The 17,146-nt window shown below is 45.9% G+C and carries 12 protein-coding genes; 8 read left to right on the forward strand and 4 right to left on the reverse strand.

Going from position 1 to position 17,146, the window contains the following annotated elements; all coding sequences use genetic code 11:
• Positions 1–848: 848 nt before the first annotated feature.
• Positions 849–2,825: an ATP-binding protein gene (locus QZ938_RS16575; RefSeq protein ID WP_293350107.1), complete on the forward strand. Its 1,977-nt coding sequence runs from the start codon at positions 849–851 to the stop codon at positions 2,823–2,825.
• Here the strand turns inward: QZ938_RS16575 and QZ938_RS16580 are convergent.
• The gene (locus QZ938_RS16580) at positions 2,750–3,886 is read right to left on the reverse strand and encodes an RNA-guided endonuclease InsQ/TnpB family protein (RefSeq protein ID WP_367181826.1); all 1,137 of its coding nucleotides are present in this window, start codon (positions 3,884–3,886) and stop codon (positions 2,750–2,752) included. The genes QZ938_RS16575 and QZ938_RS16580 overlap by 76 nt on opposite strands.
• On the reverse strand, positions 3,852–3,950 hold the full coding sequence (locus QZ938_RS33080; protein ID WP_366664974.1) for a helix-turn-helix domain-containing protein: 99 nt from the start codon (positions 3,948–3,950) through the stop codon (positions 3,852–3,854). Before QZ938_RS33080 ends, QZ938_RS16580 begins: the two co-directional genes overlap by 35 nt.
• A gap of 1,006 nt (positions 3,951–4,956) precedes the next feature.
• Here QZ938_RS33080 and QZ938_RS16585 point away from each other — a divergent pair.
• Positions 4,957–5,769 carry a GAF domain-containing protein gene (locus tag QZ938_RS16585; protein ID WP_293146181.1) on the forward strand — a complete coding sequence of 271 codons (813 nt, stop codon included), beginning with the start codon at positions 4,957–4,959 and terminating at the stop codon, positions 5,767–5,769.
• Between the two features lie 629 nt (positions 5,770–6,398).
• Here QZ938_RS16585 and QZ938_RS16590 read toward each other — a convergent pair.
• Entirely contained in the window at positions 6,399–7,937 is a 1,539-nt protein-coding gene (locus QZ938_RS16590) for a PAS domain S-box protein (RefSeq protein WP_293350104.1), read from the reverse strand.
• A 136-nt stretch (positions 7,938–8,073) separates the two neighbouring features.
• Between QZ938_RS16590 and QZ938_RS16595 the strand changes: the two genes are divergently transcribed.
• The 5 genes from QZ938_RS16595 (at position 8,074) to QZ938_RS16615 (ending at position 13,800) form a co-directional block, all read left to right on the forward strand.
• The gene (locus QZ938_RS16595; RefSeq protein WP_293350101.1) at positions 8,074–8,211 is read left to right on the forward strand and encodes a hypothetical protein; all 138 of its coding nucleotides are present in this window, start codon (positions 8,074–8,076) and stop codon (positions 8,209–8,211) included.
• A 395-nt stretch (positions 8,212–8,606) separates the two neighbouring features.
• Positions 8,607–9,257 (forward strand): DUF3386 domain-containing protein, encoded by a 651-nt coding sequence (locus tag QZ938_RS16600; protein WP_293350097.1) that lies wholly within the window; start codon positions 8,607–8,609, stop codon positions 9,255–9,257.
• 324 nt (positions 9,258–9,581) lie between these two features.
• On the forward strand, positions 9,582–10,793 hold the full coding sequence (tnpB, locus tag QZ938_RS16605; RefSeq protein WP_293146187.1) for an IS200/IS605 family element RNA-guided endonuclease TnpB: 1,212 nt from the start codon (positions 9,582–9,584) through the stop codon (positions 10,791–10,793).
• A 64-nt stretch (positions 10,794–10,857) separates the two neighbouring features.
• Positions 10,858–11,097, forward strand: a complete 240-nt coding sequence (locus tag QZ938_RS16610) for a NifU family protein (protein WP_193975189.1) — start codon at positions 10,858–10,860, stop codon at positions 11,095–11,097.
• A gap of 456 nt (positions 11,098–11,553) precedes the next feature.
• Positions 11,554–13,800, forward strand: a complete 2,247-nt coding sequence (locus QZ938_RS16615) for a glycoside hydrolase (protein WP_293350094.1) — start codon at positions 11,554–11,556, stop codon at positions 13,798–13,800.
• 230 nt (positions 13,801–14,030) lie between these two features.
• Here QZ938_RS16615 and QZ938_RS16620 read toward each other — a convergent pair whose 3' ends face one another.
• Positions 14,031–14,168: a hypothetical protein gene (locus QZ938_RS16620; protein ID WP_293365589.1), complete on the reverse strand. Its 138-nt coding sequence runs from the start codon at positions 14,166–14,168 to the stop codon at positions 14,031–14,033.
• A 319-nt stretch (positions 14,169–14,487) separates the two neighbouring features.
• Between QZ938_RS16620 and QZ938_RS16625 the strand changes: the two genes are divergently transcribed.
• Positions 14,488–17,106, forward strand: a complete 2,619-nt coding sequence (locus QZ938_RS16625; protein ID WP_293350091.1) for a PAS domain S-box protein — start codon at positions 14,488–14,490, stop codon at positions 17,104–17,106.
• Positions 17,107–17,146 lie beyond the last annotated feature (40 nt).

Raw genomic sequence — 17,146 nt, forward strand, 5'->3', positions numbered from 1 at the left:
CGCCCTCCTACGGCGCGCACAAATCTGCTGGGCATAAAATTTCTGGGTGTGAAATTTAGATCGTCCGAGCTCCGGCGAGATAACTCCGGCAGATTTCCGGGCGAAATACAGGTGGTTCGGAGCAATATTGGCTAACTAAAAGCAGCTTTTCTATTGTGACGGCAAAAATGCGATCGCCAGTCCCCGACTTGAGTTTTTGGCAGCCTCAACTTTTGGCGGAATTTTTAAACTCGATCGTGAATATGTGCAGACTACTAATTCCTACATCTTAAGTTGTATTTTTAAATTACCGAAAACTGCTGACAACAAATAGTTTTGAGTTTTGAGTTGAGTTATAAATTAATTTTTGGGGAAATTATTGATAACTAAAAATGCTGTAGTAGAAGTCTAAAAGAGTTCTGAGTTTCGAGTCTCGACCTGTGAATCATTCAATAAAAAGCCAACTACTTTGCAGTCAATTAATATAGCCACCGTACCCGATGGTGGGGAATTCATTAATTGCGAAAACTAATGCGCTCGATTGCATCTTGCTTGTTCAATCTTGCATCTTCCATCTTTTTAGCTTGAGCGACTTATACGGCTTAGCTGAAAAAAACCGAAAGGGATTATTCCTTCTTCCTTCTTCCTTCTGTTAACCCTTGTCTTGCGCGATCGGGCTCTTCTGTCAACCTAACGACCGGCTTTTCGGGTTCTTCTGTCAACCATCAAATGTCCACTCTCAACTCTTCCTTATTGCTTCTACCATAGCTGACATCTTAATTATCGCAACCCAAAACAATTTTGAGTTTTAAATTTTAAATCAAAAACTCAATACTCAAAATCAGAATTACTTTTATCCCCCTAATCTGATGGACTCTAACACAGATTTCCGGCGATCGAGCCTCGCCTCTACAGCATTTTTTCAAGAGTTAGGGGCAGAATTAGTATTTACCCAAGACGCAAGGGGTCGATATCTGTCTTTTTACTGGCAAAAAGCCGAGGAGTACAACCTCACAGCAGAAGAAATTGTCGATCGCCCCCTCAGCGAAACCCTGCAACCCATTGCCCCTGCACCTTATCTCGAACGCCTGCGGCGGGCGCTCGAAACCCTTGTCCCCCAAAGGTTTAGCTATCCATTTTGCCACGCAGAACAATATTTTCTCTTCGATTTGACAGTCACTCCGGCGATCGACTCCAACGGTAAAGCTACAAAAGTCTTAGTTATGGGCAGGCTGCTGTCGGACAAACCCGTACAATTGTCGGCAGATTCCCCAGAATTCATGGCATATCCAGCTTTGCCATCTTCCTCCGACGCCAGCCAACAAATGCTGTATCCAGCCAGCCTCATCGGTAGACCGCTCACTACCTACTCGGAAATCGATCGCAAAATCATCTCCCAAATCGCTCAAAACCTGCACAGAACCCTCGATTTACAGACAATTTGGCAGCAAACAGTTAACAGTTTGGGTGAAGTTTTGAACGCGAGCCGCTGTATCATCTGTTCCTCCAAAAAAGACAGCGAAAACCTCGAAATTTCCCCCTTCCCGATCTCAGAAAATCAGCAAAACTATCCAGATCTAGCAGCAGAATTGCAACACTCAATTGCCAGCGATGGATCGCCCCCGCTGTCTGCCGATCAAATCGAAAATCTCCAATCGAAAACTTTTAAAGTAGTAGCTGAGTACCGCCAAGAACCTTACTCTTCGATGCTGGGATTACAACTGCGCGCAGCCGAACAGCCGGGCTGGATTCAAACTTTAGCCACGTTAAAACCCGTAGCAGTCGATTACGCCTCCCCCATTGTCGATCGCTTCGATCGCCATTCCGTACTCGTAGCAGCTACCTTCTATGAAGACCAACCCAATGCCCTGATATGTTTGCACCGCTGCGGCAATTCCCCGAAATGGAGTCCTGTCGAACTCGAATTTGCCCGCGAGTTAGTCGCTCAAGTCGGCAGCGCGATCGCCCACGCTACACTTTACCAAGAATTAGAACAAGCCCGTGCCGAAGCCGTCGCTCTTTCCCAACTTAAAAGTCAATTTCTTGCCAATACTTCCCACGAACTCCGCACCCCCCTCAACGGCATCCTCGGCTTCCTGAAACTGGTGATGGATGGCATGGCAGATGACCCCGAAGAAGCGGGCCAATTTATCGAAGAAGCTTATCAATCGGCATTACACTTGTTCAATGTAATTAACGATATTTTAGATATCGCTAAAATCGAAGCTGGCAAAATGGAGTTAGACCTCACTCCAGTCAAACTCGGCGAACTTTTGCAGCAAGTGGAGAATTTTACACGAGTTCAAGTGCAGGAAAAGCGATTGCAATTTCAAATCCAAACACCAGCCGCCGAAGATGAGATTATTTTGTATGCCAACTACCAACGCCTGCTTCAGGTAATTTTGAACCTCACCGGAAATGCGATTAAATTTACCAAGGAAGGCGGAATTCGCATCAGTGCCGAAGTTATTAAGAAAAAAGTAACTGTTAACAACCAGGAGTTACCCGGAATTGTCAAAATCCGAGTTGCGGATACTGGCATTGGGGTTTCTCTAGACAAGCAATATAAATTATTTGAGTCATTTTTTCAGGTGGACGGCGCTCGTACCAGGCAATACGGCGGCACTGGTTTGGGATTGGCTATTTCTCAAAAACTGGTAGAAGCCATGGGTGGTACAGTAAATTTTTACAGTATGGGGGAGGGACTCGGATCGACTGTTACTTTTACTGTGCCACTTTATCAAGAACCGCTCTGTGAATTACCCAACTCTCACCTTGCGGTAGAGAGTGGGCTTCCAGCTTCAACCGCAACAGCATCCGAGAGAACCGAGATTCTTCCGGGTTGACTTACATTGCGTCCACTGGCAGTAGCGCTGATTCCCAACGCCAAAAACCGCAAGCCTTCGTCTCTAATGTTTAGCGCTGCGTTGATATCTCTATCATTCACAGCATCACACTTAGGACATTTCCATTGGCGTATTTTCAAATTCATTTCAGAAACTTTGAACAAGCAATGGTTACAAGTTTTGGAGCTAGGAAAGAATCGGTCAATCTCTAAATAGACCTTGCCTTCTGCCTCGGCTTTATACTTAAGCATTGTTCCAAACATGGACCAGCCAGCATCATAGATAGCTTTGGCTAGGCAATGGTTTCTTACCATTCCTTTGATATTTAGATCTTCTACTACAATTACTTGGTTTTCGTTTACTATCTTGCGGGATAGCTTGTGCAGAAAATCCTCACGCACTCTTTTGATTTTAGAATTCACCTTGGCTACTAACTTCCGGGCTTTATTCCGTCGGTTACTGCCTTTGACTTTTCGGTTTAGCTTCTGTTGCTTGCGCTTCAGATTTTTACGATGTTTAGCAGTTGCTCTAGGATGCTTGTACTTAGAGCCGTCAGACGTGACCAAGAAATCAGTTAGCCCAACATCTAAGCCAATTGCTTTTCCTTCGATATTAGCATCTGGAGTGCCAATTTTATCATCAACAAGTACCGATGCAAAATACGCACCATCTCGGTTTTGGGATACCGTTACAGTTTTGATCGTGCCATCATACTGGCGATGAATCTTGGCTTTGACTTCACCAATAATCGGAAATTTTATAGTGTCCTCCAGAATTTTCACATTCTGGGGATAGGTGACAGATTGCCTGTTGTGCTTGGATTTGAAGCTAGGAAACCCACCACGTTTCTCAAAGAAGTTTTTGTAAGCAGTTGATAGATTCAGTGCTACTACTTGCAAGCTTTGTGAGTATGCCCCATCTTTCAACCAAGGGTATTCCTTCTTGAGCGCTGGTAGCATACCTTGGATAGCCAATCTGCTCAATCCCTTGCCAGTTTCCTTGCAGGTTGCTTGGCTCTTATTCAAACTATAGTTCCAAAACCATCGACAACAGCCTCTCATCACCAGCAAAATACTGTTGCTGGTGGGCGCTGGGATAGATTCGGAACTTGTAAGCTTTCGGTATTTATCGGCTATCGGTGTTTGTGATAAAAAACTAACACAAGGATTTTGCGGTTGTCAATAAGTTGGCTCGTTTTCTCATCCAGCCTCAAACCTCAAACGCTGCGCGTTATGCGGCTCGGCTGTAATCGTCAACTCGCTCGCCTTTGATCCCGACGCTCACGGATTTTATAGGTAGGGCGCTGGACTTCCCGGCTGTGGCGTTGCTGAATTTAGGTATGATTCACTAAAAAGTGAGGTATGCCCCATGCCCTGTTTGGCCGGGAGCATCTCATTTTTGCAACAAACATTTCTTTTTACAGTGCGAGCATTGTAAAAAGCAAAACTGAGATGCTCCCGTTTGGCCCATCCCTCCGTTTCGCTTCGCCTAATGCTACAAACCAATGGCCGTGAGTACCTCATATGGGAGCTAGAAAGGCTATATATCACTCACTTCATAATATCGGGATCGGTGTATCCCTAATTACAAATTAGCGCATAAAAATCATTGATAATTGGCTATTTCCCTAAAAACACAGTTATATTGCCCGCCGCAGTATCAAATTTTACCTTGTCCGCCACCAATCTCCCTCCTTCGGTGTTTTCCACTCAGACCGATCGCCCCACCGCTACCGAACCCACGCAGAATTCGCATCAATGGCATTGGGGGGGGGTAGGACAACAGATCGTCTCGCTCTGTCTCTTCGCGGCTCACACCTGCGAATAAACCCCCGCAAAAATCCCTAACCTTACCAGAACTGAATGCCCACCCATAGGACTGATTTAACTTCCACAGCCCTATTGTAAAGTTTTGTTAAGAAGACTTGACGCTTCTAGTTTTATGTGAGAATCATAAAGAGATTGTAAAGATACTAAAAAGATATACTATTTTTTGACTAACTGTGGGAACATTTAAGTGTAATTACGCAAGCCTCTGTTTGGACAGTTTGCGTCTGGTAAATTAAGTAAATTTCTGCTGTGTTAGTGGAGTGGTAGACTTTTGCCAGTTTAGTAGTAGAACAAGGGTTGCTATGAATCAGCAAGTATCAGCTCAATCGCAAAAACTTTTGCTCCAAATTGGCAGAAAGATTCGTCGAACTTTGGATCTCGATACCATTTGGCAACAAACAGTTAACTCTCTCGGACAAACATTAGGTGTCAGCCGTTGCGTCATTTGTCCCTATCAAAGTTCTAGCCAGCAAGTCAAAGTGGCTGCTGAATACTGCCAAGAACCATTTATACCTATGCTGGGAGTGGAAATCTCGCTCACGTCAGCACCTCATATCACTCAAGCTCTAGAGACCCTAAAACCGGTGGTCGTGGAGCCCTTCGCAGCCGATGACCCTTTTGAGCGACATTCGGTGCTAGTGGTCGCTACCGCTTATCAACAGCAACCTAATGGCATAATTAAGTTGCACCGGTGCCAGGGCAACTTGTCGGAGAATGATGGTAATGCCGATCGATCTTGGACTCAAGCCCAGATCGAATTCGCAGAAGAAGTTGCGGATCAAGTCGGAAGTGCGATCGCCCTAGCCACCCTCTACCAAGAGCGCAGCCAGCGAACAAAAGAACTGTCCCAGTTTAAAAAAGAGTTTTTGTCAACCGCATCCCACGAGCTGCGAACTCCACTAAATCACATCATCGGCTATCTACAACTAACTGTAGATGATATGGCCGACGATCCAATAGAGGAAAGAGCTTTTATCCAAGAAGCTCACCGTTCGGCTCTCCATCTTTCCAAGGTAATTGGTAATGTATTAGATTCCATTCAGTCAAGTAAAGCTTGTCAGGCTCACATAGAGTTAGACGCTTTGAGGAGTCAAAAAAAATCTCTAAACAAGTAAAGATGCAATTCCCGCATTCAAAAACTAGAGTATTGATCGGGCACACAAGTCTTCTGCCTGGAAAATGTGACACTTGCATCTATATAGCAATATAGCAATACTAATTTATTTGCTAGTTCTAGAAAAATTTAAATCCTTGTTCAACAAGGAGTCTAGCCAGACAAAAAGGTTTTTATCTTGTGCCAATCCGCTCTGATTGCTATAGATTTTTTCAAGAACTTCGATAGCTGGTTACTAAATTATTTTTAGGTCATTAGGGTTGTGTCTAGCACAGCATAGCAAATAATAAAGGTAGAATCAGGGTGTATTTATTATGATATTATGTGGGATAGATCGACCGATAGCATAGCTTTGTAGTGAGGAAGTCCGTCCTCAAAAAACTCAGAATACGGCCTTCCTGACTACAAATCTGCAACGGCTATTTTACCAGAAAAAATTGGTTGAATGCCGGAACCCTTTGAGGGAGAAATTAAAATCAGACTATTCATTACTCCAATCCTCTTCCTTCTAGGTAGAGGTCGCTCTCAAACTGTCAAGCGGTCAACTGTCAACTGTTGAACGGAGATGATATCGCCAGCAGAAGATTGCAGCTTCGCAATTTTAATATTTTTTACTTGTGCTTGATAGAATTAGTTATCCCCATTTTTTTTCTTGGTTTTTGCAGGGCTGACATAGCGGGCCCAAAAAGGTTCTTCCATATTTTTCAGGGATGCTAGTTTTTGGCGCTCATCCTCTATGCGCTTGCGTTCTGAAAGGTCAGAAAATATGTTGATACTGCCGACTGTCTCGCCGCCTGCATCTTGTACGGGTGCGGCAAACAGCCAAAGGTCGATCGAACTACCGTCTTTTTTGGGCAAAGACACTTCCAAACCGTTTTCCGGCTTGCCATTACCCGCAGATTTCAGCAGCGCGTAAAAATCTTGCTTTTGTCCTTCAGGAATATTCGGCAATGGTTGGCCCAAAACCTCAGCAGCAGTCCAGCCAAAAAGTTCTTCGGCGGCGCGGTTCCAGACAAGGGTGCGGCCGTCATTGCCGGTACAGTTAATCGCCAGCGGCGCCGATGCAATCTGGGCTTGCCAAACTTTGTTAACGAGTTGCAGTTTCAATTCTACTTGTTTGCGATCGGTAATTTCCTGACAAGCGCCCCACAAACGAACAACCCGCCCTTCAGTTTTGTCCCACACCGCTTGCCAGCAGTCTCGCACCCAGCGCACACCACCATTTTTGTTAACAATTCGATACTCATTGACCCCCATACCTCTAGAAGTACAGCCTTCTAATTGTTTAATCAACATTTCCCTGTCATCAGGGTGAACGATATCTGAACTCCACCAGCCCGAGGCAGTTAATTCTTCAGGGAGATGACCGCTCACGCGCGCCAAGGCTTCCGTTACCCACTCACAAACAAAGTTACCGTTGGGAAGTGCCTTGAAAGAATAGGCAAAATCCGAAGTAATTTGTGACATAATTTTGTAGTGCCGTTGCGACTCCAAGACTGCGCTTTCTGCTTGCTTGCGTCCCTCAATTTCCCGGGAAGCAATCAGAATTCCCTGCACGCTAGAATCGTGAAGCAAACTGTTGCCGATCGACTCCAAGTAGATCCAAGAACCGTCAGCGTGGCGTTTGCGATATTCAACTGTCGCCCCAACTCCAGGAAATTCTAGCAACTTGCCAAAGTATGCCTTCCAACTCAGCAAATCGTCTGGATGGATCAACTCGCCATGAAACTTGCCAATTCTCTCTTCTGGCTTGTAACCCAAAACTCTCTCTAGGGCTGCGCTGTGATATCGGACTCGCCCGTCGGAGCCGACAATGCTAATTATATCTGGAGAATTACGGAGCGCAGCCTGAAGTTTGGCTTCGCTTTTAGTTAATGCTTTATTATCCCGGCGGTGCTGGTTGATTTCTTCGTTCAACTGCTCCTGTAGCTTTCTGAGTTGCGCCGCTTGCTGGGCGACAGTGCGTTCCAAAAGACGATTTAAATTTTCCGCCTCAACTAACTTTGCCGCGTTATTTGTCGCACTTTCAAACTGGCGGCTGGTTGCCATTTCCTGCAAAGAAGTTGACAGAGTTTCCACAGTTTTTATTAAAATTGCCTGTTGGGGAGGTGGTAAATGCTTAACTTGTTCCTGCAACGTTTCTAGGTATTTGTAAATTGTTTCTAGCATTTTATTAATTAGGGAATCTAATAGTTGCCACAGGTGAAAACTCTAAAAAGCGGACAGAAGTTTTTTTTAAGATAACCCATAACTAAGAGTGATGTATGGCGATCGATCGCGATCTTAATCACCCGCCATCAGAAAAATGCGTTTAAACCCCGTCCTTTTAGGACGGCTTTACAGTTTTACTACCGCCTTGGGACTGCTTGACTCGGTGTACTCTTGTAATATACTTTCGACGGGACAATTGCCGTTTCAAGACTTGCAGCCCGCGATCGCATAGTATTTGGCGGTAAGCCTAGTTGTGTAAATCCCTTCGACATTCAGTAACCAAGAGGTAGTGGATTAGGGAGGCGTCTACTACGTTGTTCGGGATGCCATTCCCAGTTACCTAATTAGGCTTCTCAACCTGTGTCTAGTCCTACTTGCGCTTGTGTTTCACCTATGGCTTGGCTTCCCTACAAGCCCCGTCCCTTTTAGGCCGGGGTTAGTGACTGCGTGACTTTATTTTGACATCATAGCAACTGAGACCGAAAGTGAATTTTTGTGGCGGTAAAGTTAATAGCCTAGCGTCAGCAGCCCATTCGGGAACCTGCGAGAGTCGGCAACCCGCCCATGCCGTGCGGGGCTTGGAGCGGTTACGCTAAACTAGATGGGTGTAAATAGAAAGAGAGATTTATGACAGAGCCAGCCAACGCTCGCGATTTGTTTCGCGCTGCTTACGAACACCGTTACACCTGGGATGCCAACTTTCCCGGTTACAGCGCCGATATTGAACTCAAACAAGGCGACGAAGTATATACGGGTCATGTTTCCATTAAACCAGACATGACAGTGGAAGTCAGTGGCATTGCGGATGAGGAAGTAAAGCAGAGCGTTTACACCCAAATGCGCGACATTGTTACCCACCGCAAGCGATCGACATTTGAAAAATCCCACGGCAAAAACAGCTTCACCCTCGGCGAGAAGGACAGTACCGACGCTGTGGATATTTTAGTGCAAGGCGACTCAATGGGCTCGAATTATAAAATCCGAGGTCTGTCAATTTGTCAAGTCAGCCGGGTGATGGGCCGTATGGCTTTCGTCATTGACACGCACAAAAGCTTAGAGACACCCGAAGGTTCTTTGGCGAGCCACTACGACGCCGTTTTCCGCAACCCCGAAACCAACGAAATCATCAGAGAACTGGAATTTGAAGATACCTTTGACAAAGTAGGCGACTATTATGTCATGACCAAGCAAGTAGTGCGATCGAAAGAAAAAGGTCAACAAACGACAACCGAGTTTAACTACTCCAACGTCAAAATGCTAGAACCAGCAGTAGTCTAGGGTTATACCCTTTTCGATTTGCGCGTTGAAGATTCCAGAGTTGATAATCACGGATGACAACTGGAGTGAGAATCTCTCCTAAAGTTGAATTAATTCTGGCAACGGGTATTAATTGCAAAATCCGTTTTGTTGGAGAAAGCGGGTTTTGCGATTAGTGTCTCGGACGCAACTTGATTTAACTAACGCGAACGGGAAGTCCCGCACTCTATCCGTTTACAAGGATGAGTGACGGGATGAAAGCGAGCCAGAAAACAAATTGAGCGACAGCGAATCAATATCAATTCTATCTGCTATAATATTATCAGTATTCTACATTATTGATAAATGTATAAAGCGTATAAATACAGAATCTATCCCACAAGTGAGCAAGAAAGCTTGCTTGCAAAGTCATTTGGCTGTGCGAGATGGTTTTGGAACTATGCGCTAAACCTGTGTCAAGAAACCTATAAAAATACTGGTAAGGGATTGACTAGAGGATACATACAAGGTTTACTTCCTGCTCTCAAGAAAGAGTATGAATGGTTGAAATATCCATATTCTCAATGTTTGCAAGTTGTAGCTTTGAACTTGTCCACTGCTTACAAAAACTTCTTTGATAAGAGGGCAATGTTGCCTAAATTTAAATCAAAGCATGGTAGGCAGTCGATTAGCTATCCCCAAAACGTCAAGTTTGATGGTGACAAGATTAATCTGCCTAAGATTGGATTAGTTCATTGTCAGCGCCATCGTGATTTTGATGGCGATATCAAAACGGTCACAGTATCTCGCAATCCTGACGGTAAATACTTCGTATCTGTCTTGGTTGATGATGGCAAAGCTAATCCTGAATTAGTACCAGTGGATAAATCTATTGGTATTGATGTTGGACTAACTCATTTTGCGATTACCAGTGATGGCTCTAAGTTTGATAATCCTAAATTCTTTGTCAAGCATCAGCAGAACTTAAAGCGCAAACAGCAAAGACTTTCTCGTAAAAATAAAGGTAGTCAGAACCGTAAAAAGGCAAGATTGGCAGTGGCAAAAGTTCACTCCAAAATTGCGAGATGTCGCGAAAATTTTCTGCACAAACTATCCCGCAAGATAGTCAACGAAAACCAAGTTATTGCAGTAGAAAATCTCAACATCAAAGGCATGGTTAAAAATCCTAATCTAGCTTCATCGATTAGTGATGTTGGCTGGGGTATGTTCTGCACAATGCTGAAATACAAAGCTGAAAGTGAAGGAAAACAATATATCGAAATTGATCGATGGTTCCCTAGCTCAAAGACTTGCCATGTTTGCCTGAATCGAGTTGATAATCTCAGCCTTGATGTCAGAGCATGGACTTGCAAGTATTGTGGTACTCACCATGACCGTGATGTAAATGCAGCAATCAATATTAGAAATGAAGCCTTGCGGATTTTGGCGTTAGGAACTAGCGCTTCTGCCTGTGGAGGGGATGTAAGTCGAAGAGGCAAAACTTCGGTTTTGTTGGACGCTATCCCCGTTGAATCAGGAAGCCAGCACTGTACCGCCGTATCGGTCAGCGTCTGGTAGTTCACCGGCAAGTAACGGTACGATCGAACTAAGTCAATTGTACGAATAATTTTTGAGGCAAAATATGACGACACTAGCACTAACCAGAGATAACGTCGAAACAGTTCTCGATGAAATGCGCCCCTACCTGATATCCGACGGCGGCAACGTCGAACTGGTAGAAATCGACGGCCCAGTCGTACACCTGAGACTGCAAGGAGCTTGCGGCTCTTGTCCGAGTTCCACAATGACTCTGAGAATGGGCATTGAACGCCGCCTGCGCGAGGCCATCCCAGAAATCTCCGAAGTTGAACAGGTAATGTAATTAGTCAATAGTCAGCAGTCATTAGTCATTAGTTAGTTTAATCTTGACTATTGAATGTTGGCTATTGACTTTTACTTACTATTTATCAATTGCCAGAAATAATTGGTTGAAAGCCTCTCCCTTGTAAGGAAAAATTAAAATCAGACTATTCATTACTCCAATCCTCTTCCTTCCAGTTAGAGGTCGCCCTCAAGCGGTTAACTATCAATTGAATGAAAGCCCTAGATACAAAAAGTAGTTTCATGTGCTACTCGCTGGTGGTAATGCGTGCAGCATCAACCTGCAATTGAGAGGTTGGAAGCGCTATTTAATAGGGACAAGGTGCGCTGTGCATCACCCTAAAGATAGAAGTTATGCCTCCCAGACAAAATTACAAAATACCAATTACAATTACCAATTACCAATTACAATTTCCAATTATAATGACCCATTGCCCATTACCCATTACCAAAATTAATGTCTCATCCACTTTACGTAGCCTTCATTTGGCACCAACACCAACCCCTCTACAAATCCAGATCGCTAACTAGCGCCGGAGCATCCGAGTATCGACTGCCTTGGGTGCGATTGCACGGAGTCAAAGACTACTTGGATTTAGTGCTGATTCTGGCAAAATATCCCAAGCTGCATCAAACAGTAAACCTGGTTCCGTCCTTAATTTTGCAGATAGAAGACTGCATCGCCGACAAAGCATTAGACCCTTACTTGGCGGTAACTCTCAAGGCAGCAGAAACTTTAAACATCGCAGAACAAGAGTTCATTTTAGAACACTTCTTTGATGCCAACTACCACACCCTGATTCAGCCGCATCCCCGGTACGCTCAACTCTACACTCAGCGGCAGGAAAAAGGCATTCAATGGTGCTTGGCAAACTGGAAAGTGCAGGATTTTGGTGACTTGCTGGCGTGGCACAATTTAGCTTGGATCGATCCGCTGTTTTGGGATGACCCCGAGATTGCAGGGTGGCTGAAACAAGGACAAAATTTCAATCTGGCCGATCGCAAAAAGATCTATTCAAAACAAAAAGAAATTCTCGCCAGAATCATTCCCCAGCACCGTAAAATGCAAGCTGAGGGACAGTTGGAAGTGTCCACAACCCCCTACACTCACCCGATTTTGCCGCTGCTTGCTGACACAAATGGCGGCCGCATAGCGATTCCTAACATGACTCTGCCAGAACACAGGTTCCAGTGGGCTGAAGATATTCCGAGACATTTGAGAAAATCCTGGGATATGTATCAAGACAGATTTGATTGTAAACCGCGGGGTTTGTGGCCGTCGGAACAGGCAGTTAGCCCGGAAATTTTGCCCTACATTGCTAAACAAGGGTTTAAATGGATTGTCTCGGATGAGGCGGTATTGGGGTGGACAATTAAACACTTTTTTCACCGCGATGGGGCGGGGAATGTTTGCGAACCAGAATTGTTATATCGCCCTTATCGTTTAGAAACTCCTGATGGCGATTTGGCGATCGTATTTAGAGACCACAGGTTGTCTGATTTGATTGGTTTTACCTACGGTTCGATGGAACCGAAGAAGGCAGCGTCGGATTTGGTGGGACACTTGGAGGCGATCGGCAGAACTCTCAAACACCGACAACCCGACGGCCACACATCTTTAGAAAATCCGTGGTTGGTGACGATCGCCCTAGACGGCGAAAATTGCTGGGAATTCTATCCTCAAGATGGCAAACCGTTCTTAGAATCACTCTATCAAACTCTCAGCGACAATCCCGATATCCAATTAGTCACAGTGTCGGAATTTCTTGACAAATTCCCCGCCACCGAAACAATTCCCGCCGCTCAACTGCATACCGGTTCCTGGGTAGACGGTTCCCTAACAACTTGGATCGGCGATCCTGCCAAAAATCGCGCTTGGGATTTGTTAGGCCCAGCCAGACAAATGCTGGCAAACCATCCTCTTGCCACAGAAGAGAGCAATCCCGAAGCTTGGGAAGCGCTATATGCGGCGGAAGGTTCCGACTGGTTCTGGTGGTTTGGCGAAGGCCACACGTCCAATCAAGATGCTATGTTCGATCGGCTATTCCGCGAACACGTAGCAGCAATCTACGAAGCTCTCGGCGAGGCTGTACCCCCGGAAGTGCTGCGACAAGTAGAGGCACATGAGGTTCAAGGCGACCACCAACCGCTGAGCTTTATTCACCCGATTATCGACGGTATCGGTAACGAACAGGATTGGGACAAAGCCGGCCGGATTGAAGTTGGGGGAGCAAGGGGTACCATGCACCGGAGTTCGGCAATTCAGCGGCTTTGGTACGGGGTGGATCACTTGAATTTTTACCTTCGCGCCGACTTCAAGGCTGGGGTGCGGCCGGGCATTGATTGCCCGCCGGAGTTAAATTTGTTTTGGTTTTATCCTGATCGCACCATGCACAACAGTCTGATTCCGCTGTCAGGTGTACCCGATGAAGCACCCATAAACTATCGCTTCCACCATCAGTTAGAGATTAATTTTCTCACCAAATCGATTTGGTTTCAGGAAGCAGGAGAGCGCGATGAGTGGCAGCCCCGCATCAGCCGCGCTCAAGTCGGACTGGATAAATGTTTGGAGGTAGCAGTACCCTGGGCGGATTTGCACATTATGCCAGACTGGCAAATGAGGCTGATTGCGGTTTTATCGGAAGGCGAGCGCTACTCTAGCTGTATGCCGTTCGATTCTTTGATTGGAATTGGAATGCCGTAAAAAGTGATTAGTGATTAGTCAGTAGTCAGTAGTCAGTAGTTAGTAGTGCTGTCCCCGCTCGCGAACCTTATCAGTAGTCAGTAGTAAGTAGTGCTGTCCCCGCTCGCGAACCTTATCATTAGTCATCATAGGGTTTCCATTTGCATCAGCCTAAAATTTTCGCCTGCTTGCGTCCTGCGGGCGATCGATACCGAACTCGCAGGGCGATCGCTTGCAGCATATAATTCCGTTTACATCGGCATCATATTTTTCCCTGCTCCCGTATTGCCGTCCCCCTGCAAGCGATCGACAGAGATCTGCTGGGACGGCTTGCAGGGTATAATTCCGATGTTGCCGTATTTGATATCAGTGATTGTTTCACCTAGCAAACAATTAAAATTCAAGAATTATCAGTTTTTCTTGATTTCAGCCTTCAGATCCGGCTGCCTTTTACCTCGATCGGTCGGATCGCCTCCGGTCGATCCTGCTAGAAAATTGGTTCGTAGTGAGGACTTTAGTCCTCTGTTTGATCGGGACACAAGTCCTGACTACAAACCTGCTAGAAAATTGGTTCGTAGTGAGGAATTCATTCCTCTGTTTTATGAGGACTGAAGTCCTCACTACAAACCTGCGCTAGAAAATTGGTTCGTAGTGAGGAATTTATTCCTCTGTTTTATGAGGACTGAAGTCCTGACTACAAACCTGATAATGGGTGAATTTACCGGACATCAAATCATTAGTCATTGGGAAATAATCAAACTAATGAGCCGCATTTTGCTCTCGATCGATCGCTACCAACAACCCTTGCCGATCGCACACCTCAACACTGAGCATGAGGTGATGCTACTCGATTGGACTTCCGAACCAAACTCAGAATTTATTATTCCAAAAATAGCTTTTGACTTGTGCATTCTCGACGAGGCAAACTTCGATCGTATCGGGCACATGATTGAAACATTAAAAACTGCGGCGGAGCCTAGTTTTTTACCGTTTTTGCTATTGATAAAATCCCAAACTCCGACTCTTTCCGAGCAGCAGTTTTTTCTGAGTTCCAAACAACTCGAAGGCAGAATTGATGATTTGATAGTAAGTCCCATAGATGCCAGCCAACTGCACTTGCGCGTAGAAAATTTGTTAGCTCGCAGGCAGCTATCGTTAGAACTCCACAGACTTCAACAAGTAATTAAAGAACGCACTTTTACAGAAAGTTTGTTGATCGACTCGCTGCAAACGGCAAACGAAAATTTGCAACGGGAAATCGCCAAGCGGGGAGAGGTAGAAGCTGCACTCCAAGAAAACTCCTATCTCGAATCGCTGATGAATGCCATGCCAGATATTGTCTGCTTTAAAGATGGCGAGGGCAGGTGGCAGGAGGCAAATCAAGCAATATTGGAATTGTTTGAGCTATCAGCAGATAACTACCGGAGCCTCACAGATACTCAGTTAGGAAAACTCAGCAGTTTTTACGGGGAGGCTCTACAGGCTTGCGAGGTGAGCGATCGAGCAGCGTGGGAAAAAGGTACTCTTTGTAGGGGAGAAGAAGTGGTTCCCCGATCGAACGGTACTGTAAAAATCTACGATGTAATTAAAGTACCCGTATTTCATGCCGACGGCAGACGTAAAAGTATCGTGATTTTGGGCCGCGACATTACTGAATACAAGCAAGCTAGAGATGAACTCGTGCGCTTGGCGTCGATTGTCGAGTCTTCCGACGACGGCATCGTCGGCAAAACCCTCGCCGGGACAATTCAGAGCTGGAATGCAGGAGCCGAGAAGATTTACGGCTACTGCGCGCAGGAAGTCAAGGGGCAGTCGATCGAGATTTTAGCAATTCCCGAACGCCCCAAGGAAATCCCCCAAATTCTGGAAAATATTCGGGCTGGAACTACGATCGACCATTACGAAACCGTACACTTGCGTAAAGACGGCGAACAGATAGATGTGTCTCTGACAATTTCTCCGATTAAAGACGCCACAGGAGCAGTAACGGGCATTTCAACTATCGCTCGCGACATCACCGATAGCAAGCGAGTTCAAAAAGCTCTCGAACAACTCCGCCACCAAACAGAAATGATTTTGTTCTCCGCAGCAGAAGGAATTTGCGGGTTGGACAAACAGGGAAAAGTAACTTTTGTCAATCCGGCGGCGGTGAGAATGGCTGGTTGCGAATTGAAGCATTTGCTCGATCGACCGCTGTATGAAAGCTTACACCGTTCACAGGCAGAATGCTCGAAGGCGATCCTCTTCGAGGGCTGCGCTAACGAGCAAATGTCACCTGCAACAGATATCAATTCCGGCTCTCAACTTGCCCCAGACTGCGCCACACCAACCACGGGAAAACTCTCGAACCCAGTATGTTCTCAAATTTTAGACACCTTGAGAGACGGAGAGGTTCGGCGTGTCACGGATGAGGTTTTTTGTCGGCAAGACGGCAGCAGTTTTCCAGTTGAGTACGTTGTCGCTCCGATGCGAGAACAAGGCGAAATTATTGGCGCTGTGGTGACTTTTAAAGATATCACCGATCAGCTTGCGATCGAGCACATGAAAGATGAATTCATATCTGTTATCAGCCACGAACTGCGGACGCCCATGACTTCGATTCACGGGGCACTCGGTCTCCTCAACAGCGGCCTGCTTGAGGCTCACCCCCAGAAAGCCAAGCGGATGCTGGAGATTGCGATAGCTAACACTGACCGGTTGGTGCGCTTGATCAACGACATCCTGGATTTAGAGCGCATGGATTCTAATTACAGCACTGCCATCAAACAAACTTGCAATGTCGCGGATCTGATGTTGCAGGCGGCTGACGAGATGCAGGGAATGGCCCAGCAGGCTGGAGTTACTCTGTCTGTGAGGCCTGTGAGGGCGCAATTGCTCGCTGTTCCCGATCGGCTAATTCAGGCATTGACAAATTTACTCAGCAATGCTATAAAATTTTCGCCCGCAGGTGCTACGATTTGGCTGAGCGGTGAGTCGATCGAGCATCCGGATTTGGCAGAAAAAGCTGAGTTGAAGTCAGTGTCGTCTCCTTGTTTGTTGTCTCCCGAGACTGCCACCAATCCGCACTTACCCGTGAGTTCGGAAATCCTGATTGCGGTTAAAGACCAAGGACGCGGCATTCCGGCGGACAAGCTAGAGATGGTCTTTGAGCGCTTTCAACAGGTTGATGCTTCTGATTGTCGCCAAAAGGGAGGTACTGGTTTGGGGCTGGCTATTTGTCGCAGTATCGTGCAGCAGCACGGGGGCCGGATTTGGGTGGAGAGCGTTTTGGGCGAGGGCAGCACTTTTTTCTTACGTCTGCCAGTTATGTGCGAGAGAGAAGGTTGACGAAAGGTAGTTAATGTATTCCGCGGATGATATTCCCCAT

The organism is Microcoleus sp. CAWBG27, assembly GCF_020883145.1.
Lineage (GTDB): Bacteria > Cyanobacteriota > Cyanobacteriia > Cyanobacteriales > Microcoleaceae > Microcoleus.